General features: G+C 64.8%; 21 protein-coding genes. 4 read left to right on the top strand and 17 right to left on the bottom strand.

All coding sequences use genetic code 11. The features are described from left to right. The 4 genes from ACXJL8_RS08585 to recO form a co-directional block, all read right to left on the bottom strand. The coding region (locus ACXJL8_RS08585; protein WP_456684855.1) for an ABC transporter substrate-binding protein at nucleotides 1-1,437 on the bottom strand (1,437 nt) is incomplete at its 3' end. Nucleotides 1,438-1,843: 406 nt separating this feature from the next. Further along, nucleotides 1,844-4,102, bottom strand: a complete 2,259-nt coding sequence (gene parC, locus ACXJL8_RS08580) for a DNA topoisomerase IV subunit A (protein ID WP_456684854.1) — start codon at nucleotides 4,100-4,102, stop codon at nucleotides 1,844-1,846. Nucleotides 4,103-4,162: 60 nt separating this feature from the next. Then, nucleotides 4,163-4,447, bottom strand: coding sequence for a hypothetical protein (locus tag ACXJL8_RS08575; RefSeq protein WP_456622749.1), 285 nt, complete (start codon nucleotides 4,445-4,447; stop codon nucleotides 4,163-4,165). A gap of 102 nt (nucleotides 4,448-4,549) precedes the next feature. Continuing rightward, complete coding sequence (gene recO, locus ACXJL8_RS08570) at nucleotides 4,550-5,302, bottom strand: DNA repair protein RecO (RefSeq protein WP_456622748.1); 753 nt, start codon at nucleotides 5,300-5,302, stop codon at nucleotides 4,550-4,552. Nucleotides 5,303-5,381: 79 nt separating this feature from the next. Between recO and ACXJL8_RS08565 the strand changes: the two genes are divergently transcribed. Beyond that, a complete protein-coding gene (locus ACXJL8_RS08565; protein WP_456622747.1) occupies nucleotides 5,382-5,666 on the top strand; it encodes a hypothetical protein in 285 nt (94 codons plus the stop codon). Between the two features lie 102 nt (nucleotides 5,667-5,768). Here the strand turns inward: ACXJL8_RS08565 and ACXJL8_RS08560 are convergent, their stop codons facing one another. The 8 genes from ACXJL8_RS08560 to rpoZ all read right to left on the bottom strand — a co-directional run bounded on the left by ACXJL8_RS08560 (nucleotide 5,769) and on the right by rpoZ (nucleotide 13,086). Then, a complete protein-coding gene (locus tag ACXJL8_RS08560) occupies nucleotides 5,769-6,149 on the bottom strand; it encodes a hypothetical protein (protein WP_456622746.1) in 381 nt (126 codons plus the stop codon). A 21-nt stretch (nucleotides 6,150-6,170) separates the two neighbouring features. Further along, nucleotides 6,171-7,097: a GTPase Era gene (gene era, locus ACXJL8_RS08555; protein ID WP_456622745.1), complete on the bottom strand. Its 927-nt coding sequence runs from the start codon at nucleotides 7,095-7,097 to the stop codon at nucleotides 6,171-6,173. Further along, entirely contained in the window at nucleotides 7,087-7,908 is an 822-nt protein-coding gene (rnc, locus tag ACXJL8_RS08550; protein WP_456622753.1) for a ribonuclease III, read from the bottom strand. Before rnc ends, era begins: the two co-directional genes overlap by 11 nt. Continuing rightward, nucleotides 7,905-8,669 (bottom strand): signal peptidase I, encoded by a 765-nt coding sequence (lepB, locus tag ACXJL8_RS08545; protein WP_100232614.1) that lies wholly within the window; start codon nucleotides 8,667-8,669, stop codon nucleotides 7,905-7,907. The genes rnc and lepB overlap by 4 nt, the downstream gene beginning before the upstream one ends. A gap of 249 nt (nucleotides 8,670-8,918) precedes the next feature. After that, the gene (gene acpS / locus ACXJL8_RS08540) at nucleotides 8,919-9,338 is read right to left on the bottom strand and encodes a holo-ACP synthase (protein ID WP_456622744.1); all 420 of its coding nucleotides are present in this window, start codon (nucleotides 9,336-9,338) and stop codon (nucleotides 8,919-8,921) included. After that, on the bottom strand, nucleotides 9,335-10,087 hold the full coding sequence (locus tag ACXJL8_RS08535) for a pyridoxine 5'-phosphate synthase (protein WP_456622743.1): 753 nt from the start codon (nucleotides 10,085-10,087) through the stop codon (nucleotides 9,335-9,337). Before ACXJL8_RS08535 ends, acpS begins: the two co-directional genes overlap by 4 nt. 111 nt (nucleotides 10,088-10,198) lie before the next feature. After that, nucleotides 10,199-12,487 (bottom strand): RelA/SpoT family protein, encoded by a 2,289-nt coding sequence (locus ACXJL8_RS08530; RefSeq protein WP_456622742.1) that lies wholly within the window; start codon nucleotides 12,485-12,487, stop codon nucleotides 10,199-10,201. Nucleotides 12,488-12,693: 206 nt separating this feature from the next. After that, a complete protein-coding gene (rpoZ, locus tag ACXJL8_RS08525; RefSeq protein ID WP_008133017.1) occupies nucleotides 12,694-13,086 on the bottom strand; it encodes a DNA-directed RNA polymerase subunit omega in 393 nt (130 codons plus the stop codon). Between the two features lie 328 nt (nucleotides 13,087-13,414). Between rpoZ and ACXJL8_RS08520 the strand changes: the two genes are divergently transcribed. After that, nucleotides 13,415-14,059: a LabA-like NYN domain-containing protein gene (locus ACXJL8_RS08520; RefSeq protein ID WP_148773836.1), complete on the top strand. Its 645-nt coding sequence runs from the start codon at nucleotides 13,415-13,417 to the stop codon at nucleotides 14,057-14,059. Then, nucleotides 14,040-14,717: a uracil-DNA glycosylase gene (locus ACXJL8_RS08515; protein ID WP_456622741.1), complete on the top strand. Its 678-nt coding sequence runs from the start codon at nucleotides 14,040-14,042 to the stop codon at nucleotides 14,715-14,717. Before ACXJL8_RS08520 ends, ACXJL8_RS08515 begins: the two co-directional genes overlap by 20 nt. Here the strand turns inward: ACXJL8_RS08515 and ACXJL8_RS08510 are convergent. Genes ACXJL8_RS08510 through dapA form a run of 4 tightly spaced genes read right to left on the bottom strand, consistent with a single transcriptional unit; the run spans nucleotide 14,714 to nucleotide 17,199 of the window. Beyond that, nucleotides 14,714-15,289 carry a peroxiredoxin gene (locus ACXJL8_RS08510; protein ID WP_456622740.1) on the bottom strand — a complete coding sequence of 192 codons (576 nt, stop codon included), beginning with the start codon at nucleotides 15,287-15,289 and terminating at the stop codon, nucleotides 14,714-14,716. The two genes, ACXJL8_RS08515 and ACXJL8_RS08510, sit on opposite strands and share 4 nt — an antisense overlap. Nucleotides 15,290-15,302: 13 nt before the next feature. Further along, nucleotides 15,303-15,776, bottom strand: coding sequence for an SsrA-binding protein SmpB (gene smpB / locus ACXJL8_RS08505; RefSeq protein WP_247387893.1), 474 nt, complete (start codon nucleotides 15,774-15,776; stop codon nucleotides 15,303-15,305). A 59-nt stretch (nucleotides 15,777-15,835) separates the two neighbouring features. After that, entirely contained in the window at nucleotides 15,836-16,252 is a 417-nt protein-coding gene (gene mscL, locus ACXJL8_RS08500; RefSeq protein WP_271554767.1) for a large conductance mechanosensitive channel protein MscL, read from the bottom strand. 56 nt (nucleotides 16,253-16,308) lie between these two features. After that, the gene (dapA, locus tag ACXJL8_RS08495) at nucleotides 16,309-17,199 is read right to left on the bottom strand and encodes a 4-hydroxy-tetrahydrodipicolinate synthase (protein WP_456622739.1); all 891 of its coding nucleotides are present in this window, start codon (nucleotides 17,197-17,199) and stop codon (nucleotides 16,309-16,311) included. Nucleotides 17,200-17,479: 280 nt separating this feature from the next. On the opposite strand from dapA, the gene ACXJL8_RS08490 reads away from it, so the two are divergent. After that, nucleotides 17,480-19,882 (top strand): transglycosylase SLT domain-containing protein, encoded by a 2,403-nt coding sequence (locus ACXJL8_RS08490; RefSeq protein ID WP_456622738.1) that lies wholly within the window; start codon nucleotides 17,480-17,482, stop codon nucleotides 19,880-19,882. Nucleotides 19,883-20,339: 457 nt separating this feature from the next. Here ACXJL8_RS08490 and ACXJL8_RS08485 read toward each other — a convergent pair whose 3' ends face one another. Then, nucleotides 20,340-21,947 carry a porin gene (locus ACXJL8_RS08485; protein ID WP_456622737.1) on the bottom strand — a complete coding sequence of 536 codons (1,608 nt, stop codon included), beginning with the start codon at nucleotides 21,945-21,947 and terminating at the stop codon, nucleotides 20,340-20,342. Nucleotides 21,948-22,508 lie beyond the last annotated feature (561 nt).

Raw genomic sequence — 22,508 nt, 5'->3', positions numbered from 1 at the left:
GTACATCACGGTCTGGATCTCGGCGGCGATCTTCTTGCGATCGTCTTCGGCGGGCGCCTTGGCGAAGGCTTCCATCAAAGGCGTGATGCGCGCGTCGCACTGCCAGCCGGTGAAGTCGGCGCAATTGAAGGCGACCATGACGTTGGTCAGCGGCGAGCCCAGATCGTAGCCGCCGGCGTGAACGCCATACACGCTCCAGCCCTCCTTCTTGGCGCGGCGCGCCAGCACGGAGGCCCAGTCCATCACCTGGAGATCGACGTTGAACCCGGCAAGCTTCAGCCGCTCGGCCAGCACCTGCGCCGAGACGCGCGGGGCTTCGAGATCGTTGGCCTGCATGACGACGACCGGTTCGCCGGCATATTTCGTCGCCTTCAGCGCGGCACGCGCCGCCTCGATCGACGGATTGGCCGCCGCCTCGGTGCCGGCCTTGCTCTCATAGGTGGTGCCGCATGTGAAGTAAGTCGCGCACGGCGTCGCGTATTTCGCCCCCAGGCCGAGCGCGTCCAGCACTTCGCGCTGATCGACCAGCTTCCACAATACGCGCCTGATGGCGGGATCGTCGAACGGCTTCGATGCGGCGTTGAGGCGATAAGCGCCCGCAAACATGTTGCCGCCGGTGAAATTGACGAGTTTTACGCGAGAATTCTTTTCAAGGCTCGGCAGCAGGTCGAACGGTGCGTATTGCATGAAGTCGACTTCGCCGCTCTGCAACGCCGAGGCGGCGGTCGAGCCATCGGGAATGACGCGGATTTCGAGCGTGTCGATGTTGACGCGCTTGCCGCCGGCGAGGAAGTCGGCCGGCTCGGTGCGAGGCACATAATCGGCGAATTTCTTCAGGACCATGCGGTCGCCGGTGCGGTGATCGTCCTTGCTGTAGACGAACGGGCCGGAGCCGACGATCTCGGTGATGCGCTGGTCGCCGGGCGTCCTGGCAATGCGCTCGGGCATCATGAAGGCGACGGGGCTGACGGGATTGCCCAGCGCATCGATGACGAGGCCGGACGGCTCCTTCAGCGTCAGCACGAACGTTTTCGCATCCGTCGGCTCGAGCGAGGCCGTGATGGCGAAGATGCGGCGGCCGAGCGCGCTGCGGGTGCCCCAGCGGCGCAGCGAGGCCACGCAATCGGCCGCCGTGACCGGCTGGCCGTCATGCCACTTCAAGCCGTCGCGCAGCGTAAAGCTGTAGGTCAGGCCATCGGCCGAGACCTTCCAGTCCTGCACCATCTGCGGCTTGATCTCGCCCTTGGAATCCTTCGCGAACAAAGTGTCGAACACCATGTAGCCGAACGTGCGCGAAATATAGGCCGTGGAAAAATGCGGATCGAGCGTGACGATTTCCGCCTCGAGCACCGCGACGAGATTGCCCGCCGCATGCGCCGGCGCCGCGACGATCGCGAGCCCAAGCAGCGCCGGAATGAAAGCCTTTGGTTTGAACATTGGTGCCTTTTGCTGCTTCTTGAGAGTTCGTTTGCAGTCGAAGAAAAAGCAATGTTCGTGCCCGATCAACGCAGATACTTATGCGCTCACGACTATCAGCCAAGCGTTTGCGGGAGGCGGAATGTCAATTGGAGGAGCGATGCTTTCGCCGCTCGTCATTGCGAGCGCAGCGAAGCAATCCAGACTGTCGCCGCGGAAAGATTCTGGATTGCTTCGCTGCGCTCGCAATGACGATGTGGAGGCGACGTCGCGCTACACTCCCTTGTGCCCCGGACGCAGCGCAGCGCTACTTCAGCGGTGCGCTGCTGAGCCGGGGCCCATGCTTCCGAGCAGTCCGTGTGGCGTGGGTCCCGGCTCTGCGCAGCAACGCAAGGGCGTTGCAGCGCGTCCGGGACACGAGCCCGCCCTACCCGATCACCCGGCCGAACTTGTTCGACTTCGGGAAACCCTTCGGCGGCAGGCGGCCGGCGTCGGCGCGGGTGCCCTGCCATTCGGCGAGCTCCTTCATGGTCGCGGAGAATTCGCGGCCGGCGGAGTCCTTCCAGGTCAGGCCCGCCTTGGCCTCGAACACCGCGATGTCGGACAGCCCGCCGTCCTTGTATTTCTGCAAGCGGACGCCGCGGCCACGCGCCATCTCCGGCACCTGGTCGAGCGGGAAGACCAGCATCTTGCGGTTCTCGCCGATCACCGCGACGGTGTCGCCGAGCACCTCGGTGATCGCGCGCGCCTCGTTCGGCATGTCGACATTGAGGACCTGCTTGCCCTTCTTGGTGGTGCCGACGCAATCGTCCTCGTTGACGACGAAGCCCTGGCCCTCGTGGCTCGCGACCAGGAATTTGCGCCCGCCCTTGTTGACGAACAATGCGACCGGGGCGGCCTCCTGCTCCATGTCGATGAACAGGCGGATCGGCTCGCCATGGCCGCGGCCGCCCGGAAGTTTTGCGACGTCGAGCGAGTAGAACTTGCCGTTGGTGGCGAACAGCAGCAGCTTCGACGTCGTCTCGGCGAAGAAGGCGAAGCCGAGCTTGTCGTCCTGCTTGAAGGCGAGGCCCGAGAGATCCTCGACATGCCCCTTCATGGTGCGGATCCAGCCCTTGTCGGAGACGACGACGGTGACGGGCTCGCGCTCGAGGAAGGCCTCCTCGATCGCGGCGAGATCGTGCTCCGGCGCGTCGGCAAAGGTGGTGCGGCGCTTGCCGAGCGGCGTCTTCGGTCCGAACATGTCGCGGACCTTGYCGACCTGCTCGGCGACCTTCTTCCACTGCTCGGGCTCGGACGCGAGGATCGCGTTGATGCCCTTGAGCTCGTTGCGGAGGTTCTTGTCCTCGGTGCGGATCTCCATCTCTTCGAGCTTGCGCAACGAACGCAGCCGCATGTTGAGGATGGCTTCGGCCTGCACCTCGGTGAGCTTGAACGCCTTGATCAGCGCCGGCTTCGGCTCCTCCTCGGTGCGGATGATCCTGATCACCTCGTCGAGGTTCAGATAGGCGATCAGCAGACCGCCGAGAACTTCCAGGCGGTTTTCGATCTGCGTCTTGCGATAGTTGGTGCGGCGGATCAGCACGTCGCGCAGATGGTCGAGCCATTCGCGCAGGCACTCCGCGAGCCCCACCACCCGGGGAATGCGGCCCTTCAACAGCACGTTGAGGTTCAGCGGAATCTTGCTTTCGAGCTCGGTCAGCCGGAACAGCGATTCCATCATCAGGCCGGGATCGACATTCTTCGATTTCGGCTCGATCACGATGCGGACGTCTTCGGCCGACTCGTCCCTGATGTCGCCGACCAGCGGCAGCTTCTTCTGGTCGAGCAGCTCGGCGATCTTCTCGATCAGGCGCGACTTCTGCACCAGCCACGGGATCTCGGTGACGACGATCACCCACGTGTTGCGGGCGCCTTCCTCCTGCTCCCACCTGGCGCGGACGCGGAACGAGCCGCGGCCGGTGGTGTAGGCCTCCGCGATCGCCTGCTTGGAATCGACGATGATGCCGCCGGTCGGGAAATCCGGCCCCTTGACCCATTTCAGCAGCGCCTTGGATTTGGCGTCGGGCTTCTCGATCAAATGCAGCGCGGCATCGCACAGCTCGGCCGCGTTGTGCGGCGGGATCGACGTCGCCATGCCGACCGCGATGCCCTGCGCGCCGTTGGCGAGCAGGTTCGGGAAGCCGCCGGGCAGCACCACGGGCTCTTTCGACTGGCCGTCGTAGTTGGGACGGAATTCAACGCCGTCCTCGTCGATGCCGTCGAGCAGAAGCCGCGCGACATCGGTCATGCGCGCTTCGGTGTAGCGGTAGGCGGCCGGGTTATCGCCGTCGATATTGCCGAAATTGCCCTGGCCGTCGACCAGCGGATAGCGCGAGGAGAAATCCTGCGCCAGGCGCACCATGGCGTCGTAGATCGCCTGGTCGCCATGCGGATGGAACGAGCCCATCACGTCGCCGACGATCTTTGCGGATTTCTTGAAGGCCGTGCCGGGATCGAGCCTGAGCAGGCGCATGCCGTAGAGGATGCGCCGGTGCACCGGTTTCAGGCCGTCGCGCGCGTCCGGCAGCGCCCGGTGCATGATGGTGGAGAGCGCATAGGCGAGATAGCGCTCTTCCAGCGCGTCACGCAGCTGCACCTCGTGAATTTCGGCCGGTTCCGCCGGCGGAATCAATCGTTTTCCCATGCAGCCCGGTTAAACCGTGGAAGCGAATCGGGCAAGGATCGATTGGTTCCCTGTGGGCGGCTAGTGCCCGGCCCAGCCGGCGGTCACGGTCTGGGTGGATTGCGGGTTTTGGGCCTGTGTGGTGGCCGGGGCATTGGTCAGGCAGCGCCGGGCCGTCTCGATCTCGGCCTCGGTCGCGCCCTTGGACCGCGCCCATGCCTCTGCGGCTGCAGCCGAATATTTGGCGACATAGAACCTGACGACGGTGCAGGAGGCACGGCGAACCAGTCCCGGTTGCTCGCCAGCGAGGGCGTCCGGCGCCAGCGCCATCAGCGCTGCCGATATCACAAATCCCTTGATCAGCATCAGGCTTATCCCCGGGTTGGAACCCCGAGGGCCAATCCGGGAAACCCGGTTTGGTTCCGGGACGTATCCCATCTGATTGTGCAACGCAGAAGCGCCATCAGGTCATGGCGCCGGAATCGCCGCCCGCGCCTGCTGCCGCGTCAGCGCATTGATGAAGCCAGCCCGGGCGTCGGAATGGCCCTGCCCGCGCGGCTCCAGCACATGGCGCAGCAGGAACAGGCCGGTGAGCCGAAAGCCGTCCTGGAGATCCTGGTCGGTGAGATCGGCCTGCACCTCGCCCTGGCGCAGGAACGGCGGCAGCCGCAACAGCCGGTCGCGCCACGGCTCACCGGCGCCGCGCGACACCGCGCCGCCGGATTTCGGCGAGACATAGATCAGGTCCGTGGTCTCCCCGGTCACCGCGCAATTGTCCAGCGCCAGCCCGAAGCCGAGCTCGGCGAGCATCGCCAGCTCGAAATGGATCACGTGCACGGCCGCGCCGCCGATGTCGTCGAAATCGTCGAGCGAATGCTCGAGCCTCGCAAAGATCTCCTCGTGCGGATCACGTTCCGGCAGGAGCCGCGCAACCGAGGCCAGATGGGTGACGCCGTAGACGCCGTGGGAGGAGGCCAGCAGCGTCGCCGCGCGCAGCTTCAACCCCTCGATGGCGTAGGTGCCGAGATGCTCGTCGAGCCGCGCCCGCCATACCGCAGTGACGCTGTTGCCGGGTTGCAGCAAGGGCCGCATTCGCGAACCGGCGCCGCCGCGGACGAGCCCAAGATGGCGGCCGTGCGCGCGCGTCAAGAGCTCGACGATGGCGCTGGACTCGCCATGCCGCCGCACCCCCAGCACGATGCCTTCGTCGGTCCATTCCATGTGCTAAGTATAGCGCCATATGCCCTGACGCAGAAGTTCGGACACGCCTGGGACCACGATGGCCAGCATCATTTTCGACTTGATCGCGCTCATTCTCGAATTGGTGTTCTGGATCGTCTGGGAGGCCTTGCCGACCGTTTTCTATTTCTCCGCACTGGCTTTGCTACTTGCAGCCACGTTCGGCAGGATCACCGTCGAATTCCCCAAAAGCATGATCCGGGTCGGCTGGACAGGCCTCTTGCAGGTCACGCGTACAAGCGAAGGCCGGGTGATCCTGTCGCCGGCGCTCGGCGTTGTCGTAGGCTTCGTGATCTGGACGATCATCATAAGCGCGGTGATCATTGTCCACGCCTATCGATCGTAAAATCGTAGGGTGGATTAGCCGAAGGCGTAATCCACCAATTCCCCGTGCACACTAATGGTGGATTACGCTGCGCTAATCCACCCTACGGCGTCGCGCAAGACCTCAGGCGTTGAACCAGCCCCGCGCGTCGCCGGTGAAGGAGAAGTACAGCCCGAGCACCGTCAGCACGCAGGAGACGATCTCGATGGCGCTGTCGAGCTCCACGCCCTTTTCGCCGATGATCTGGCCGAGCGAGATCACCGACAGCGCCAGTGCCGCCCCCAGCACCCAGCGTGGCCAGTTCTTGCGCCAGCGCGCGGCGAGCCAGACGAAATAGACCAGCAGCAGGATCATGCCGCCGGCGAGCAGGGTCGCCGTCATGATCATCTGCTCGGTCATCTCGGCATTGGGCGTGCGGTCCTGAACCGCGACCGACAGGGCGTCCAGCATCAAGGATGCGTAAAGCAGCGCCTCGAAGCGCCGGACGTTGCTGGGTACGCTCATCAGTGACCGATCTTTTCTTGGTTATTCCCTGGGGAATTCCAGGCCCATCTCGCGATAGCGATCGGGATCGTCGCCCCAGTTCTCGCGCACCTTGACGAACAGGAACAGATGCACCGGCACGCCCAGGATCTCGCCGATCTCCTTGCGCGAGTCCGCGCCGATCGACTTGATGGTGGCGCCGCCCGCGCCGAGCACGATCTTGCGCTGGCTCTCGCGCTCCACGAAGATCGTCTGCTCGATGCGCACCGACTTGTCCTTGCGCTCTTCCCACTTGTCKGTCTCGACCGTGGATTGATAGGGCAATTCCTGGTGCAGCTTGCGAAAGATCTTCTCGCGGGTGATCTCGGCCGCCAGGTGCCGCATCGGCGCGTCCGACATCTGGTCCTCGGGATAGAGGAACGGGCCCGGCGGCACCATCTCGGCAAGCGTATGCCTGAGATCATCGACGCCGTCGCCCGACAGCGCCGCGACCATGAAAGTCCTGACGAACGGCATGCGCTCGTTGGCAGCCTGCGCCAGCGCCAGGAGCTTCTCGCGCTGGACCAGGTCGACCTTGTTGATCACCAGAATCTTCTCGTGATTGACGCTCGCGGCCTTGGCGAGGATCGCCTCGGCCTCCTCGTCGATCCCGGTCTTGGCGTCGAGCAGCACGCAGACGAGATCGGCGTCATGCGCCCCGCTCCAGGCGGTCGACACCATGGCGCGGTCGAGCCGGCGCTTGGGCGAGAAGATTCCGGGCGTATCGACCAGGATGATCTGCGCGTTGTTCTCGATGACGATGCCGCGGATCAGCGCGCGCGTGGTCTGCACCTTGCGCGAGACGATCGTGACCTTGGCCCCGACCAGCGCATTGACCAGCGTGGACTTGCCGACATTCGGCGCGCCGATCAGCGCCACGAAGCCGCACCGCGTCCCGGCGGGTGCCTCGCCGCTTGCTTCAACCATCATTGCTGCCGCCAACGCCCTCGCGTTCAATCATGACGGAGGCCGCGACCTTCTCCGCCGCGCGCTTGCTGCCGCCGATTCCTTCGGCCGGCGCCAGTCCCGGCAGGTCGACCGCGACACGGAACTGCGGATCGTGGTGCGGTCCGGTGCGCTCGACCTCGCGATACACCGGCGTCGGCAGTCCCTTCCCCTGCGCCCATTCCTGGAGCACGGTCTTGGGATCGCGCAGCGGACGCCGCGGCTTGTGCATGCGTTCGGTCCAGTTGCGCTTGACGAATTCGGCCGCCGCCGCATGGCCGCCGTCGAGGAAGATGGCGCCGATCACCGCCTCGCAGACGTCGCCGAGGATGGATTTGCGCAGCCGGCCGTCGGCGCTGGGGCCGACCGAGCCGAGCTTGATGTCGTCGAGCAGACCGAGCGACTTGGCGACATCGGCGCAGCTCTCCTTGCGCACGAGCTCGGCAAGGCGCTTGGACAGCTCGCCCTCATCGGCATTCGGGAAGGCGTGATAGAGCATGTCGGAGACGACCAGCCCGAGCACGTGGTCGCCGAGAAATTCCAGCCGCTGATAGCTGTCGCCGCGCTTGCGGCCGGACTTCAGCGCCGAGACATGCGTGATCCCCTGCATCAGCAGGTTCGGATCGGCAAAACTGTGGCCGATGCGCGCCTCGAGCGCAGCGTTCGCATCCGTGCCCTTGGCCTTGCCGCCCCGCGCCCGCTTCTTCTTCGCGGGCGTCTTGGAAACAGCTTCGCCGTCAGGGGCCGCCTGCGCCTCGTTCGGTTGGGTCGCGATGTCCTTGGCCTCGTCTTTCATCGGACGATTTTGAAGAATCGATTCCAGCGCACCGCCCAGGGCCAGCGCCAGAACATCCATGCATGCTCGCCTTCGGCGATCGAGAAGAAGATCATCTGGGCGCGGCCGATCAGGTTTTCCTGCGGCACATAGCCGACCTGGCCGAGGAAACGGCTGTCGGTCGAGTTGTCGCGATTGTCGCCCATCATGAAGAAGTGGCCGGGCGGCACATTGTAGACGTTGGTGTTGTCCATGTAGCCGTTGTCGGCGCAATCCAGCGTCTCATAGGACACGCCGTTCGGCAGCGTCTCCTTCCAGCGCTTCACCCGGGAGATGCCGCCGCCTTCGGAACCGCAGGGATCTTCGCCGACATATTCGCTCATGCGCTGCCGCTCGACCGGGGTGTCGTTGATGTAGAGCAGCCCGTCCCTCATCTGGACGCGGTCGCCGGGAAGACCGATCACGCGCTTGATGTAGTCGGTCGAGTCGTCCTTCGGCAGGCGAAACACGACGATGTCGCCGCGGTTCGGGTCCGAGCCCCAGATCCGCCCCGAGAACAGCGGCGGCGAGAACGGGATCGAGTAGTGGCTGTAGCCGTAGGAATATTTCGAGACGAACAGGTAGTCGCCGACCAGCAGGGTCGCCTTCATCGAGCCGGACGGAATGTTGAAGGGCTGGAACAGGAAGGTACGGATCACCAGCGCGATCAGGAGAGCATGGATCACGACGCGGATCGTTTCGCCGACGCCGCTCTCAGTTTTCGTTCCCGAAGTCACGCTCATTGCTCTCTCAATTCCGGCCAGCGGTCACAGAGCGCCCTCCTCCCGCGAACAGCCAATTGCTTCGCGGCCCAAGGAGATTGTCCTGATTCTGATAATGAGGGCCAATTCCGGCGTAAAGCCGAATTCGCCCAGCCTGATTTGCGTCGGCGGACTTTTAGACGGTTGTCGGGGGCCACGCAATCAAGGATCGCATCAAAACTGCACAAGCCATTGATTTTTAAAACGAATTATAAAATGATCCGGATCCGCTCAGGGTTTTGCCGCGGGCACGGCTGAAATGATGACGAAGGCCTGCGCCAGCGGCCAGTCGTCGGTGATCGACAGGTCGATCCGGGCCTCGAACCCCTCCGGCGTCAGGGCGTGAAGCCGGGCCAGCGCCCCGCCGGTCAATTGCATGGTCGGCCGTCCCCCGGGCAGGTTGACCACCCCCATGTCGCGCCACCAGACGCCGCGCCGGATACCGGTGCCGAGCGCCTTGGAGCAGGCCTCCTTGGCGGCGAAGCGCTTGGCATAGGTTGCGACCACCATCTTCTCGTTCTTGGCGCGCCGCTCCGCCTTGGCCCGCTCGGCTTCCGTGAAGATGCGGTCGAGGAACCGCTCGCCATGGCGCTCGATCACCTTGGCGACGCGGGTGATGTCGATCAGGTCGGAGCCGATGCCGATGATCATGCCCGGCTCCGGCCGCGGTCCATCGCCGCGCGCATGCTGCGCACCGTCTCGGCGAGGCCGACGAACAGGGCTTCGCCGATCATGTAGTAGCCGATATTGAGCTCCATGATCTCCGGCAGCGCCGCGATCGTCTCCGCGGTCGCATAGTCCAGCCCATGCCCGGCATGCACCTCCAGCCCCGCGGCCTTCGCGAGCCTCGCCCCCGCCACGATCCGCTGCCACTCGGCCTCGGCCTTCTCGGCGTGGCCGTCGACCACGGCGTCGCACCAGGCGCCGGTATGGATCTCGATGACCGGCGCCCGCAGCCGCGCCGCCATCTCGATCTGCGCGGGATCGGCGGCGATGAACAGCGAGACCCGAATGCCGGCGTCGTTCAGCCGCGCGATATAGGGCGCCAGCGCGTTGTGYTGGCCGACGACGTCGAGGCCGCCTTCGGTCGTCACCTCCTGGCGGCGCTCGGGCACCAGGCACACCGCATGCGGCTTGGTCGCAAGCGAGATCCGCATCATGTCGTCGGTCGCCGCCATCTCGAAATTGAGCGGCTTGGAGATCTCGGCCTTCAGCCGCGCCATGTCCTCGTCGCGGATGTGCCGGCGATCCTCGCGCAAATGCGCGGTGATGCCGTCGGCGCCGGCCTCGATCGCCAGCAGCGCTGCACGCACCGGATCGGGATGGCGGCCGCCGCGCGCGTTACGGACGGTCGCGACGTGGTCGATATTGACGCCGAGGCGGAGCGGAGAAGCGGGCATTTCAGGACTCTCGAAAGTGACATTTCTCAATCCGTCATGCGCGGGCCTGACCCGCGCATCCATCCTCTTTGAAGAGWTGGGTTGCCGGGTCAAGCCCGGCAACGACGAGCTTCATCCATTAACACGTTCGACGCGGGCGACGACCGCCTTGGCACGCAACTGGGCGAGGATCGCGCTCAAATGTTTCAGATCGTAGACTTCGAGGTCGATCGTCGTCTCGGTGAAGTCGGGCGAACGGCGCTGCATGCTGATGTTGTCGATGTTGCCGTCGTGCTCGGCGATCACGGTCGCGATCTGCGCCAGCGCGCCGGGCTCGTTGACGTTCTCGACCCTGATGCGGGCCGGGAAGCGCTGCGGCGTCGACTCCTCGATGTCCCAGCGCACGTCGAGCCAGCGCTCCGGCTCCTCCTCGAAATCCTTCAAGGCCGGCGCCTGGATCGGATAGATCGTGATCCCCTCGCCCGGCGTGACGATGCCGACGATGCGGTCGCCGGGCACGGCGCCGCCGTTCGGCGCGAACTTGACCGGCAGGTCCGAATTGATGCCACGGATCGGAATCGCGACCGGGCTGCGCGGCGGCTCGGACGTCGCCTTCTCCTTGAGCTTGGCAGCGAGCCCCTTCTTGACGCCATAGCGCGCGACCCGCTCCTCCTTGTAGTCGGGATACATCGCGCGGGCGACGTGGGAGGCCTTGATCTCGCCGCGGCCGACCGCGGCCATGACGTCCTCGATCGAGGAACGCGCAAGCCGCGGCAGCGCACCCTTGAGCTTGTCGTCGGCGTATTCGATCTTGGCGCGCTCGAACAGGCGCTCCACGATGCGCCGGCCGAGACCGGCATATTGATCGCGCACCGCGGTGCGCGTGGCGCGGCGGATCGCAGCGCGCGCCTTACCGGTGACCGCGAGCGTTTCCCAGGCCGACGGCGGCGCCGATTGCGCTTCCGAGGTCAGCACCTCGACCTCGTCGCCGTTCTGCAGCTCCGAGGACAGCGGCGCGAACTTGCCGTTGATCTTGCAGCCCACCGCGCTGTTGCCGACGTCGGTATGCACGGCATAGGCGAAGTCGATCACGTTGGCATGGCGCGGCAGCGCGATCAGCTTGCCCTTCGGGGTGAAGCAGAACACCTGGTCGTGGAACAGCTCGAGCTTGGTATGCTCGAGGAATTCCTCGGGGTTGGCGCTCTCCGAGAGAATGCCGATGGTGTGGCGCAGCCACGCGAAGGCGTTCGACTCGCGCTTGAGGAATTCGGTCGGCGAGCCCACGCCTTCCTTGTAGAAGACGTGCGCGGCGATGCCGCGCTCGGCGATCTGGTCCATCGCCTCGGTGCGGATCTGAAGCTCGACGCGCTGGTTGCCCGGACCGATCACGGTGGTGTGGATCGAGCGGTAGTCGTTCTGCTTCGGCGTCGAGATGTAATCCTTGAACCGGCCGGGCACGACCGGCCAGGTGGTGTGGACGATCCCGAGCGCGCGATAGCAGGCCTCGACGTCGTTGACGACGACGCGAAAGCCGAAGATGTCGGACAGCTGCTCGAAGCCGACCGACTTGCGCTCCATCTTGGTCCAGATCGAGAATGGCTTCTTGCGGCGGCCATAGACCCGCGCGCCGAGACCGCGGTGGCGCAGATTGTTGGAGAGCTGCGCCTCGATCTCGCCGATCAGGTTGCGGTTGCGCTCGGCGAGCGCGTCGAGCCGCTGCATCACCACCGAATAGGCCTCGGGATCGAGGGTGCGGAAGGACAAATCCTCCAGCTCCTCGCGCATTTCCTGCATGCCCATGCGGCCCGCGAGCGGCGCATAGATGTCGAGCGTCTCCTCGGCGATGCGGCGGCGCGATTCCGGCGGCACGAAATCCAGCGTGCGCATGTTGTGCAGGCGGTCGGCGAGCTTCACCAGGAGAACGCGGACGTCGTCGGCAATGGCCAGCAACAATTTGCGCAGGTTCTCGGCCTGCTTGGCCTCCCGCGATACCAGCTCCAGCCGCTTCAGCTTGGTCAGGCCCTCGACCAAGGCGCCGATCTCGGGCCCGAAGATCTGGTCGATCTCGGCCCGCGTCGCCTCGGTGTCCTCRATCGTGTCGTGAAGCAGCGCGGCCACGATGGTGGCATCGTCGAGCTTCAGGTCGGTGAGGATCGCCGCCACCTCGAGCGGGTGCGAGAAATACGGGTCGCCGGAAGCGCGGGTCTGCGAGCCGTGCGCCTTCATGGCGTAGACATAGGCCCGGTTCAGAAGATCTTCGTTGGTGTTGGGATTGTACGACCTGACGCGCTCGACGAGGTCATATTGCCGCATCATGCGCGCACGCGGCTTGGCCGGTCGCGCCACCGGCGCAGTCGGGGCCACGGCAACCGATTCGGTTGCGGCCTGCATCTGCGAGGGTCTGCGGCGCCGATACACCATTCCGTCCTGCCTTCAAACGGACCATGACGCGTCCGTTGTATACATCCTAGCCCCGATCGCGCGCGCGTCCGATCAATTCAGTGACAGCGCGCGGCGCCATCCGACAACGCTATGGTAACCACGAAAACGCCAACAAAAGCAAAGGCCCGAACACGGGTTCGGGCCTTTGATAAGATCACAAGAAGTCGACGACTGCGACGGACGATTTACTCGTCCTCCTCGGGCTGCTCCTCGGGCGGCGCGAGGCCTTCGAGACCCTTCAGGAGCTCCTCTTCGGTCATGCGTTCAACGGCAACTTCGGTATCGTCCGCATCGACGCTCGCACCGGCGGAACCGATCAGCGGCACCGTATCGGGCTCGGGCTCGTCGACCTCGACGAACTTCTGGAGGGAGTGCACCAGCTCCTCGCGGAGGTCTTCCGGCGAGATGGTCGTGTCGGCAATTTCACGCAAAGACACAACAGGGTTCTTGTCGTTATCGCGGTCAACCGTTAGTTGTGAGCCGGACGAAATCATGCGGGCACGGTGGGCGGCCAGCAGGACCAGGTCAAACCGGTTGTCGACCTTGTCGATACAATCTTCTACGGTGACGCGAGCCATGGACTGTCGCTCCGTTGTGGGTGGGACGAAATATGTGGATGATGCGGGCTAGTTATAGGGACCGGGGGGGTTTCGCAAGACCATTTTGTGATTTGGCCTCGCCAAACGGCTCTGATACCTCCACATTGGGGCTGGGATGGGTGGTACCCCGGGCTGCCGTCGAGGGCGGCGCCGGGCGGAAGCGGGACCGCCATAACTATACCTTGTTTGCCCCGACTTCTCCGGATTTGCGGTTTCGACGGGTTTCGGCAGCACTGTAGACTGCGCGGCTTGCGGCCGTCGCGCCAACAATAAACGATTTGTCACGAACACTACGCGAGCAAACTGAATGTCACCTTCCCCTACCAACAAGATCGCGCTCTTCATCGACGGGGCCAATCTTTACGCGACGGCGAAAACTCTAGGCTTCGACATCGATTACAAGCGCCTGCTGAAGGAATTTCAGAGCCGTGGGACGCTGCTGCGGGCGTTCTATTACACCGCGATCATCGAGGACCAGGAATACTCCTCGATCCGCCCGCTGATCGACTGGCTCGATTACAACGGCTACACCGTCGTCACCAAGGCGACCAAGGAATTCATCGACGCCTCCGGCCGCCGCAAGGTCAAGGGCAACATGGACATCGAGCTTGCCGTCGATGCCATGGAGCTTGCCGAGCACATCGACCAGATGGTGCTGTTCTCGGGTGACGGCGACTTCCGTTCCCTGGTCGAGGCCGTGCAGCGCCGCGGCGTGCGGGTCACCGTGATCTCCACGATCGCGAGCCAGCCGCCGATGATCGCCGACGAGCTGCGCCGCCAGGCCGACGTCTTCACCGATCTCGTCGAGCTGCAATCCAAGCTCGGCCGCGACCCGTCCGAACGCCCCGCCCCGCGCGATCGCGGCGAGCGCGAGGCGCGCCACCACGCCCCGCAGTTCCTCCAGCGCGCGACCACGATGGCGCCGAGGGGCGATGACGACTTCGAGGAGTGAGGCGGCCCGGTCGAGCCGCCAGGCCCCCATCCTCGTTCCTGACCGCGACTGTCCGCTGTGTCCGCGCCTGGTCGCCTTTCGCGAGGCGAACCGCGCGCGCGAGCCGTTGTGGCACAATGCGCCGGTCGCCCCCTTCGGCGACATCGGGGCGCGGCTCTTGATCGTCGGCCTGGCGCCGGGGATGCAGGGCGCCAACCGCACCGGCCGGCCTTTCACCGGCGACTATGCCGGCGACCTGCTCTACGCCACGCTGCTGGAATACGGCTTCGCCAAGGGCACCTATCAGGCGCGTCCCGACGACGGCCTGAAGCTGGTGGACTGCCGGATCGCCAATGCGGTGCACTGCGTGCCGCCGCAGAACAAGCCGTTGCCGGCCGAGATCAACACCTGCCGCCGGTTTCTCGCGGCAAATCTCGAGACCATGCCGAATCTGCGGGCCATCGTCGCGCTCGGGCGGATTGCGCACGACACTGTGCTCAAGCCGCTGCAACTGAAGGCCTCGCAAGCCCCCTTCGGCCACGGCGCGGTGCACCAGGCCGGCGCGTTCAGGCTCTACGACAGCTATCACTGCTCCCGCTACAACACGAACACCGGCGTGCTGACGCCGGACATGTTCCGGTCCGTGTTCGCCAAGGTGAAGGCCGGCCTCGACGACTAGGCGGGATTTGCCTTCAGCCAATCCAGCACATCGCCGGCGTTCCGGTCGGGCGGAAACACCGGGTAGAACACCTCGGTGATCCGCGCGTCATCGATGATCAGGGCAAGACGCTTGATCAGGGTGAGCCCGGCAACCTCCATGGTCGGCAATTTGAGCGCGCGCGCGAGCGCCAGCTTCTCGTCCGAAAGCACGGGGAACGGCAGATGCAGCCGCGACGCCATCTCGGTCTGGTAGTCGTTGCTCTGGGTCGAGAGGCCGAACACGTGCGAGGCGCCGGCCGCCTTGAGCTCGGCGAACAGATCGCGAAACGCACAGGTCTGCGGAGTGCAGCCGCGCGCGCCCGGAATCATGTCCCAATCGTCGACCAGCGCGATCTTGCCGGGCTCGCCGGTGCGCGGATAGGCGAACACGACGGTGCGTCCGGACAGCGCCGACAGCGTCACTGACGTATCGTTGGTCGCGAGCAGGCTGATCGCAGGCAGCGTCATGCCCTTCAGATGCACGGCGCCGCCGTCATCGGCGGGTGCGGGAATCTGGCTCCAGTCGACCTCGAGCAGGTTTCGTTGATTCATCCCAGTCCCTCGCCTATCCCCTCGCCCGCAGCAGCCGGCCCTTCTCCCGGCTCCAGTCGCGCTTCTTCTCGCTCTCGCGTTTGTCGTGCAGCTTCTTGCCCTTTGCAACCGCCAGCTGCAATTTGGCGCGGCCGCGCTCGTTGAAATAGAGCTTGAGCGGGATCAGCGTCATGCCCTCGCGGTCCACGGCCCCCATCAGCTTGTTGATCTGCTTGCGGTGCAGCAGCAGCTTTCGCGGCCGTTTGGGCTCATGGTTGAAGCGATTGCCCTGGAGATATTCGGGAATGGTGGCGTTGATCAGCCAGATCTCGCCGTCCTTCGAATCGGCGTAGGATTCCGCGATCGTGCTCTTGCCGTTGCGGATCGACTTGACCTCGGTGCCGGTCAGCGCAATGCCGGCCTCGACCGTATCCTCGATCGCATAGTTGAAGCGGGCCTTGCGATTTTCCGCCATGACCTTGATAGGACGTTCGTTCTTATCGGCCATGACAGACAAACCTGATCGAGATGCGCGCGGACGCTAACAGTTTGGATGAAGCGCGCGCGTCAAGACTTCTTGAGGAGATCGCGGATCTCGGTCAGCAGCTCGACTTCGGCGGACGGCTTCGGCGGCGCAGAGGGCGCGGCCTCTTCCTTGCGCTTCAGCGTGTTTATAGCGCGGATCACCAGGAACAGCACGAAGGCAATGATGATGAAGTTGATCGTCAGCGTGAGGAAGCTGCCCCAAGCCAAGACCGCGCCCTGCTTTTTTGCGTCCGCGAGGTTGGTGGCGGTGACCGCCTTGGACAGCGGGGTGAAGTAGTTGGAGAAGTCGAGACCGCCGGTGACCGCGCCGATCAGGGGCATGATGACGTCGCCGACCAGGGAAGTGACAATGGCGCCGAACGCCGCGCCGATGATGACGCCGACCGCGAGATCGACGACGTTGCCCTTCATGGCAAATTCGCGGAACTCCTTGAGCATCTGCCTGCCCTTTTCGTCGACTGCGCTCACGGCAAGCCCCCCGAATGCCTAACGCTTCAGTTGATCAGGCCGGCGTGGACCATGGCGCTGCGCACGGCAACGCGCGTCGGCTCGGTCACCGGCACCATCGGCAGCCGCAGCGTCTCGTCCAGCTTGCCGAGCAACGACAGCGCGTACTTGATCGGCGCCGGATTGCTCTCGATGAAGAGGTTGTTGTGCAGCGGCATCAGCTTGTCGTGCAGCTTCAACGCCGTGGCATGATCGCCCTTCTGCCAGGCGGCGTGGAACTCCGAGCACAGGCGCGGCGCGACGTTCGACGTCACCGAGATGCAGCCATGGCCGCCATGCGCCATGTAACCGAGGATGGTCGCATCCTCGCCCGAGAGCTGGTTGAAATCCTCGCCCATCGCCGCGCGCTGCTGCGAGACGCGCACCATGCTGGCGGTGGCGTCCTTGACGCCGGCGATGTTCTTCAGCTCCCACAGCCGCTTCATGGTGTCGACCGACATGTCGATCACCGAGCGCGGCGGGATGTTGTAGATGATGATCGGAATGCCGATCGCATCGTTGATCGCCTTGAAGTGCTGGTACATGCCTTCCTGGGTCGGCTTGTTGTAATAGGGCGTCACCACCAGCACCGCGTTCGCGCCGGCCTTCTCGGCGTGCTGGGCCAGCTCGACCGCTTCCTTGGTCGAATTGGAGCCGGCGCCGGCGATCACCGGCACCCGCCCCTTGGCTTCGCTGATGCACCACTCGACGACCTTCTTGTGCTCGTCATGGCTGAGCGTCGGGCTCTCGCCGGTGGTGCCGACCGGGACCAGGCCGTTGGTGCCCTCGGAAATCTGCCAGTTGACCAGCGAGCGGAACGCCGCCTCGTCCAGCGAGCCGTTCTTGAACGGCGTGACCAAGGCGGTGAACGACCCCCGGAATTTCGTCTTGGCTGCCATGGACTTCCTCCGTACGCGGCGAGCTTGAGAGCAAGCCCCATTCATATCGGGTCTATCCCGCCGGTAAAAGGGCCGCTCCCGACTGACGCACCGTTTAGGCCGCGATTTTGCCGCGGTGATGGTGCAAACTCGCCCGAGGTAAGCGGCTGTTGGTATTTTGTCCGCATATTCAATCAAATTCAGCTAGATCTTGAGCCACTTGACTGATTCGGGGCGACTAAACGCCGTGACTTCATTTCCTCGTGCCACATGGCGATCCACCGGTCTGGCCGTGTGCCTGATGGCAGGGCTGTCGGTCGGCTGCGCCGCCTGGGCCAAGTCCAACGAGACGCCCCCGGAAGGGACCAAGGACACCGCAAAGCCAGCCGCCAAGGACGCCACGAAGGGGACTGGCAAAGGAACAGCCAAAGAAACAGCTAAGGGAACCGGCAAGGACACGGCCAAGGACGCGACCAAGGGAGCCGCGAGCGCCCCCGCCAAGGATGTTGCGAAGAAACCGGCCAAGGATTCTGGAAAGGATGCTGGCAAGAGCGCCGCCAAGGACCCCGCGAAGGACAAGCCCAAGCCTGCGGCCGCGGCCTCCGCGCCAAAATCACAACCGTCCGCCAACGGCTCGCCCCCCAAAGCCGCTCCCGCGCCGGCTGCGACGGCCACCATCAGACCCGCCGCCCCGGCAGCTGCCGCCAAACCAATTGCAGCGCCCGTGCTCGCTCCTGCAACCCGCCAGCACGCGGCGCCGCGCAAGCCGGTCACGCCGGCCGCGATCGCTGCGACCTCGTCGACGTCGCAGGCCGACAAGGACACGCTGGAGAACGTCATCGAGCTCGTGCGCAAGCGCCAGCCGGGCGATGCGACCAACACCGCAGCCACCATCTCGGACCCCGTCGCGCGAAAACTCGCGGAATGGATCATCCTGCGCAGCGAGGACAATGGCGCGAACGTGGAGCGCTACCGCGCCTTCCTCTCCGCCAATCCGAGCTGGCCGTCGCAGACCTTCCTGCGCCGGCGCCTCGAGGCCGCGATGTGGGACGACCGGCGCGACGATTCAGTTGCGTGGTCGTGGTTCGAGAACGAATCCCCAGTGTCCGCCAAGGGCCGCTTCACGCTGGCCAAGGCGATGCTGGCGCGCGGCGACCGCGCCAATGCCGAGCGGCTGGTGCGCGAGGCTTGGCGCATCGATCCGATGTCGGAGGACACCGAGAACAACGCGCTCGACCAGTTCGGCGCCCTGCTGACGCCGGGCGACCAGAAGGCGCGGATGGACACCCTGCTCTATGGCAGCGAAAACGAGGCGGCGCTGCGCGCGGCGAAGCGCCTCGGCGCCGGCTATGTCGCGCTCGCCAAGGCCCGCATCGCCTCCGTGAAGAAAGCGCCGAACGCGCGTGCGCTGCTCGAGGCCGTGCCGCACGAGCTGCACAATGATCCGGGCTTCATCTTCAGCAAGATCCAGTTGCTGCGCCGCGAGGAGAAGTTTGCCGAGGCCGCCCAGCTGATGCTGTCGGCGCCGAAGGATCCGAACCGGCTCTACAATCTCGACGAATGGTGGATCGAGCGGCGCCTGCTCGCGCGCAAGATGATCGACACCGAGGAATTCCGCAGCGCCTATCTGATCGCGCGCGATGCGGCGCTGCCCTCGCGCGACATCTACAAGACCGAGCAGGAGTTCACCGCCGGATGGATCGCGCTGCGCTTCCTCAACGACCCCGCGGCCGCGACCCAGCATTTCGCGCGTATCGGCGTCGGCAGCGTCAATCCGACCACGCTGGCGCGCGCCGGTTATTGGCAGGGCCGCGCCGCGGAAGCGGCCGGCCGCCAGCAGGAGGCGCGCAACGCCTATGCCCGCGCCGCCGAGCAATCCACGAGCTATTACGGCCAGCTGGCGCGCGCAAAACTCGGCCTGCCGCAGATCGAGCTCAACAGCCAGCCGCGCGGCCGCGGCGCCGAACGGCTGGAGATCGTGCGCGCCGCGCAACTGCTCTACGAGCTCGACGAGCGCGAGATGGCGGTGCCGATGCTGGCCGACATGGGCGAGAACGGCGATCCCGAGGCGCTGACCGGCCTCGGCGAGCTCACCCAGCGCTACAGCGATGCGCGCGGGATGCTGCTGGTCGGCAAGGCCGCGCTCAACCGCGGCCTTCCGTTCGATTTCTACGCCTATCCCGTCAACGGCATTCCGCAATTCACCCCGATCGGTCCCGAGGTCGAGCGCAGCATCGTCTACGCCATCGCCCGGCAGGAGAGCGCGTTCAACCCGTCGGTGGTCTCGCCGGCGCAGGCCTATGGCCTGATGCAGGTGACGCCGGACGCCGCGCGCTACGTCTGCAAGCGGCACGGCGCGACCTATGATCTGGGGCGGCTGAAGAACGATTCCGTCTACAACGCCACGCTCGGCTCGGCCGAGCTCGGCGGGCTGCTCGAGGACTATCGCGGCTCCTACATCATGACGTTTGCCGCCTACAATGCCGGCCGCGGCAGCGTGAAGAAGTGGGTCGACCGCTACGGCGACCCGCGCGACCCGAAGGTCGATGCGGTCGACTGGGTCGAGCTGATTCCATTCTCCGAAACGCGCAATTACGTGCAGCGGATCGTGGAGAATCTGCAGGTCTACCGCGCCCGCTTCGGCGGCGGCACACGCCTCCAGATCGAGGCCGATCTGCGCCGCGGCACCGGCAGCGTGGAGTAGAGGCGGCTTCTCCCGAACGCGGTCGAGAGCCTCGGTGGCAAGCGTTGTATCTGCACCGTCGCCCGCCTGGGCCGTCGACGACCATCTCAAGGGTCGGATCTGATCTTCGGGCGAGCCATGCCTGAGCGCACCTCGAGAGCTGCCAGCATCGCAGCCAGTCCGGTGAGCCGGCGCCACTGCCTCGGAGACGAAGGCGTCGCCCGCCTGCTCTTGCGTGACCGGTACGTGCGTTGTTTCTCCGACCGTGTCTGCAAGCGAGCGGGCAACGCACCTGCCGGTCGGAGATGCGGTGCGGCGCAAGTCGTCTCCTCTTGTGCAACCGGCCTCGGCCGGAGCGATGCATCAGCGGAAGCGACGCGACAACTCGGCAGACATTCCGGGGTCGCGAGCCATGCGAGCAAAAAGAAAAGCCCCGGCGGTTTCCCGCCGGGGCTTCTGTCAGATCGTTAGATCGAGCTTACCAGTTGCGCTGAGCGCGGAGGAGCAGAACGAGCGAGTTCTGATCCTTCAGCTCGTAGGTCGCGACCGGCTTGGCCGGAACCGGAACCAGAGCGGCCGGGGTCACCGTACCAGCATACTTCTGGTCGAGATGGGTCCAGGCAAGGTCAGCCGAGAACGTCAGGTTCTTGACCGGGGTCCAGCGGGTGATGATGCCCGCCTGGCCGATCGCGAAGTCCGGGTTACAGGCAGTCACGCCAGCGAACCCAACACCGATCACGCCACCACCAGCACCACCGGCGCCGCAAAGCGTGGTCTTGGCCAAGGTGCCGAACTGCGCCTGAGCGTAAGCACCGTAGATCGCCGTGTTCCAGTACGGATCCCAGTTATGGGTGTAAGCACCGCGGAAGCCCCAGGTCTTGACGGTCTCCTGCGAGCTGCCCGTGATGAACACGGTGTCCGGAGCCGAGGCGTAGCCGAGGCTCTGGTAGGCGGTGCCCGAGCTGCCGAACATCACGTAGGTGCTGCCCGCGAGGTTCTGGAAGTTGTAGCGGGTCGCGCCGTCGGTGTAGACGCCCGAAATGTTGATCACGTCACCCGCACCAGTCGGGATGTTCTTGATCGACAGAGCGAGCTGAACCGCCCAACCCCACTTGTCGTCGGGGTGGCCAGTCGGCTCGGTGGCGCCGTAGTAAGCGACGTGGTTGTCCTTGGCAGCAACCGACGCCTGGAACAGACCCCAGGCCTGGTCGACACGCACCATACCGACGAGGTTCGGCGAACGCGAACCGCCGATGGCGTTGGAGCCGTAGGAGGCACCGAGGACGCTGGAGGCCGTCGCGCCGGTCATGTTCAGGTTACCGGCCTGCATGTACGAGGTCGGATCTTCCGCCGAGAACGCCGCCGTGATGCCCTGACCGAAGTCAGCGGTGTAGGAGAACTGGTTGATACCAGTGACCGTGCCGCTGCCGCCGACGAGACCGTCGAAGTTGTTGCCGGGATAGTTGGTCCAGGGCGCGTCGAACTGCGACACAGCCTTACCCATGGTGAAACCAGCGAACTGGATGAAGGCGTAGTACACGCCGAGCGAACCAGCCGAGGTGTTGCCGTCGGTGCCGTTGACCGAGCCACCGCCCGAACCAAAGAGCGACGTGGTGGTCGCGCCAGGGGTCGTGGCAGTCGCCAGCGCACCGCTGTAGGCCGTCGTGCCCGTTGCACTGCCGGTGCCGACGTAGTTGCCAGTCGTCCACGAGAAGACGCCATCGAAGAACGTGCGGACCACGCCGTATTCGGTCGCGGTGCGCGTGTCGATGTTGAGGTCTTCACGAGCGCGCATGGTGTAGTAGTTCGTCAGACGGTTGCGTGCACCGTTGGCGCCCTGGGTCGAGACGTTCTGGTTCAGGGTAAAGTCCGAGTTGGTGCCCAGCGCGACTTCGGCGCGCAGGTAACCACCCAGCTTGATGCAGGTGTCAGTGCCCGGGATGTAGTAGAATCCAGCACCGTACAGGGAGCAGATCTTCACGTATTCGACCGCTTTGGCCTTCACGGGGAGATCGGCTGCCTGCGCTCCGCCCACGGCGATAAGACCCGCCGCTGAGCCGAGCAAAAGGCTCTTAACCAACTTCATGTTAAACCTCCAAGTTGCTCTTCAGGGAAGGTCACTGACCGGACGGCCAATTTCCCAACCCCCTTTAAATCACCGCTTGAGCCACTTCGCGCCTTCGGACACACCCGCGGAACGCGAGGGACTTAAGCGAAAGACCTAAACGGGACGACCTCGGGATGCCCCCCTCCGTCGCTCAGTCACAATTACCGAACGTCCTTGCACACACAACAAGAGAACGCTCCGGAACGGGCCTATGAAACGCGTTTTCCGACATGTGTTGCACAAATAACACGCAGATGTGATCAAAGCGCCCGCACAAGCCATTGAATTTATTTATGTTTTTCTGGCGGTTCCATTTGCCCCCGAAACTCCCGCTGGGTGACCGCAGGCGTGGAGAAGCACTGTTGCGGTTCTGACGCCATCGAATCGCGGCGTCTCGAAAGACTCAGCAGGATGTGCCGTCGCTCCAAGAATCGGTCGGTAATCGGTCGGTAATCGGTCGGCAATCGGTCGGTCTGGAAAGGCGGCGCCGCTTTCGGCGGGGACCGTCGCTGGGTTGGCTGATCGGTTCCTGTCCAGAAA

This window comes from Bradyrhizobium sp. P5_C11_2, from assembly GCF_054049755.1.
The sequence above is the reverse complement of the archived record's forward strand: the minus strand, read 5'-3'. Positions and strand labels throughout refer to the sequence as shown.

Bases quoted from the DNA above. Each gene is read 5' to 3' on its own strand.
- ACXJL8_RS08485 (WP_456622737.1), bottom strand. From the start codon at position 21,947: ATGAAGTTGGTTAAGAGCCTTTTGCTCGGCTCAGCGGCGGGTCTTATC.
- ACXJL8_RS08490 (WP_456622738.1), top strand. From the start codon at position 17,480: ATGGCAGGGCTGTCGGTCGGCTGCGCCGCCTGGGCCAAGTCCAACGAG.
- dapA (WP_456622739.1), bottom strand. From the start codon at position 17,199: ATGGCAGCCAAGACGAAATTCCGGGGGTCGTTCACCGCCTTGGTCACG.
- ACXJL8_RS08560 (WP_456622746.1), bottom strand. From the start codon at position 6,149: ATGAGCGTACCCAGCAACGTCCGGCGCTTCGAGGCGCTGCTTTACGCA.
- lepB (WP_100232614.1), bottom strand. From the start codon at position 8,669: ATGAGCGTGACTTCGGGAACGAAAACTGAGAGCGGCGTCGGCGAAACG.
- ACXJL8_RS08510 (WP_456622740.1), bottom strand. From the start codon at position 15,289: ATGAATCAACGAAACCTGCTCGAGGTCGACTGGAGCCAGATTCCCGCA.
- ACXJL8_RS08515 (WP_456622741.1), top strand. From the start codon at position 14,040: ATGACGACTTCGAGGAGTGAGGCGGCCCGGTCGAGCCGCCAGGCCCCC.
- recO (WP_456622748.1), bottom strand. From the start codon at position 5,302: ATGGAATGGACCGACGAAGGCATCGTGCTGGGGGTGCGGCGGCATGGC.
- rpoZ (WP_008133017.1), bottom strand. From the start codon at position 13,086: ATGGCTCGCGTCACCGTAGAAGATTGTATCGACAAGGTCGACAACCGG.
- smpB (WP_247387893.1), bottom strand. From the start codon at position 15,776: ATGGCCGATAAGAACGAACGTCCTATCAAGGTCATGGCGGAAAATCGC.
- rnc (WP_456622753.1), bottom strand. From the start codon at position 7,908: ATGAAAGACGAGGCCAAGGACATCGCGACCCAACCGAACGAGGCGCAG.
- acpS (WP_456622744.1), bottom strand. From the start codon at position 9,338: ATGATCATCGGCATCGGCTCCGACCTGATCGACATCACCCGCGTCGCC.
- ACXJL8_RS08520 (WP_148773836.1), top strand. From the start codon at position 13,415: ATGTCACCTTCCCCTACCAACAAGATCGCGCTCTTCATCGACGGGGCC.
- mscL (WP_271554767.1), bottom strand. From the start codon at position 16,252: ATGCTCAAGGAGTTCCGCGAATTTGCCATGAAGGGCAACGTCGTCGAT.
- ACXJL8_RS08575 (WP_456622749.1), bottom strand. From the start codon at position 4,447: ATGCTGATCAAGGGATTTGTGATATCGGCAGCGCTGATGGCGCTGGCG.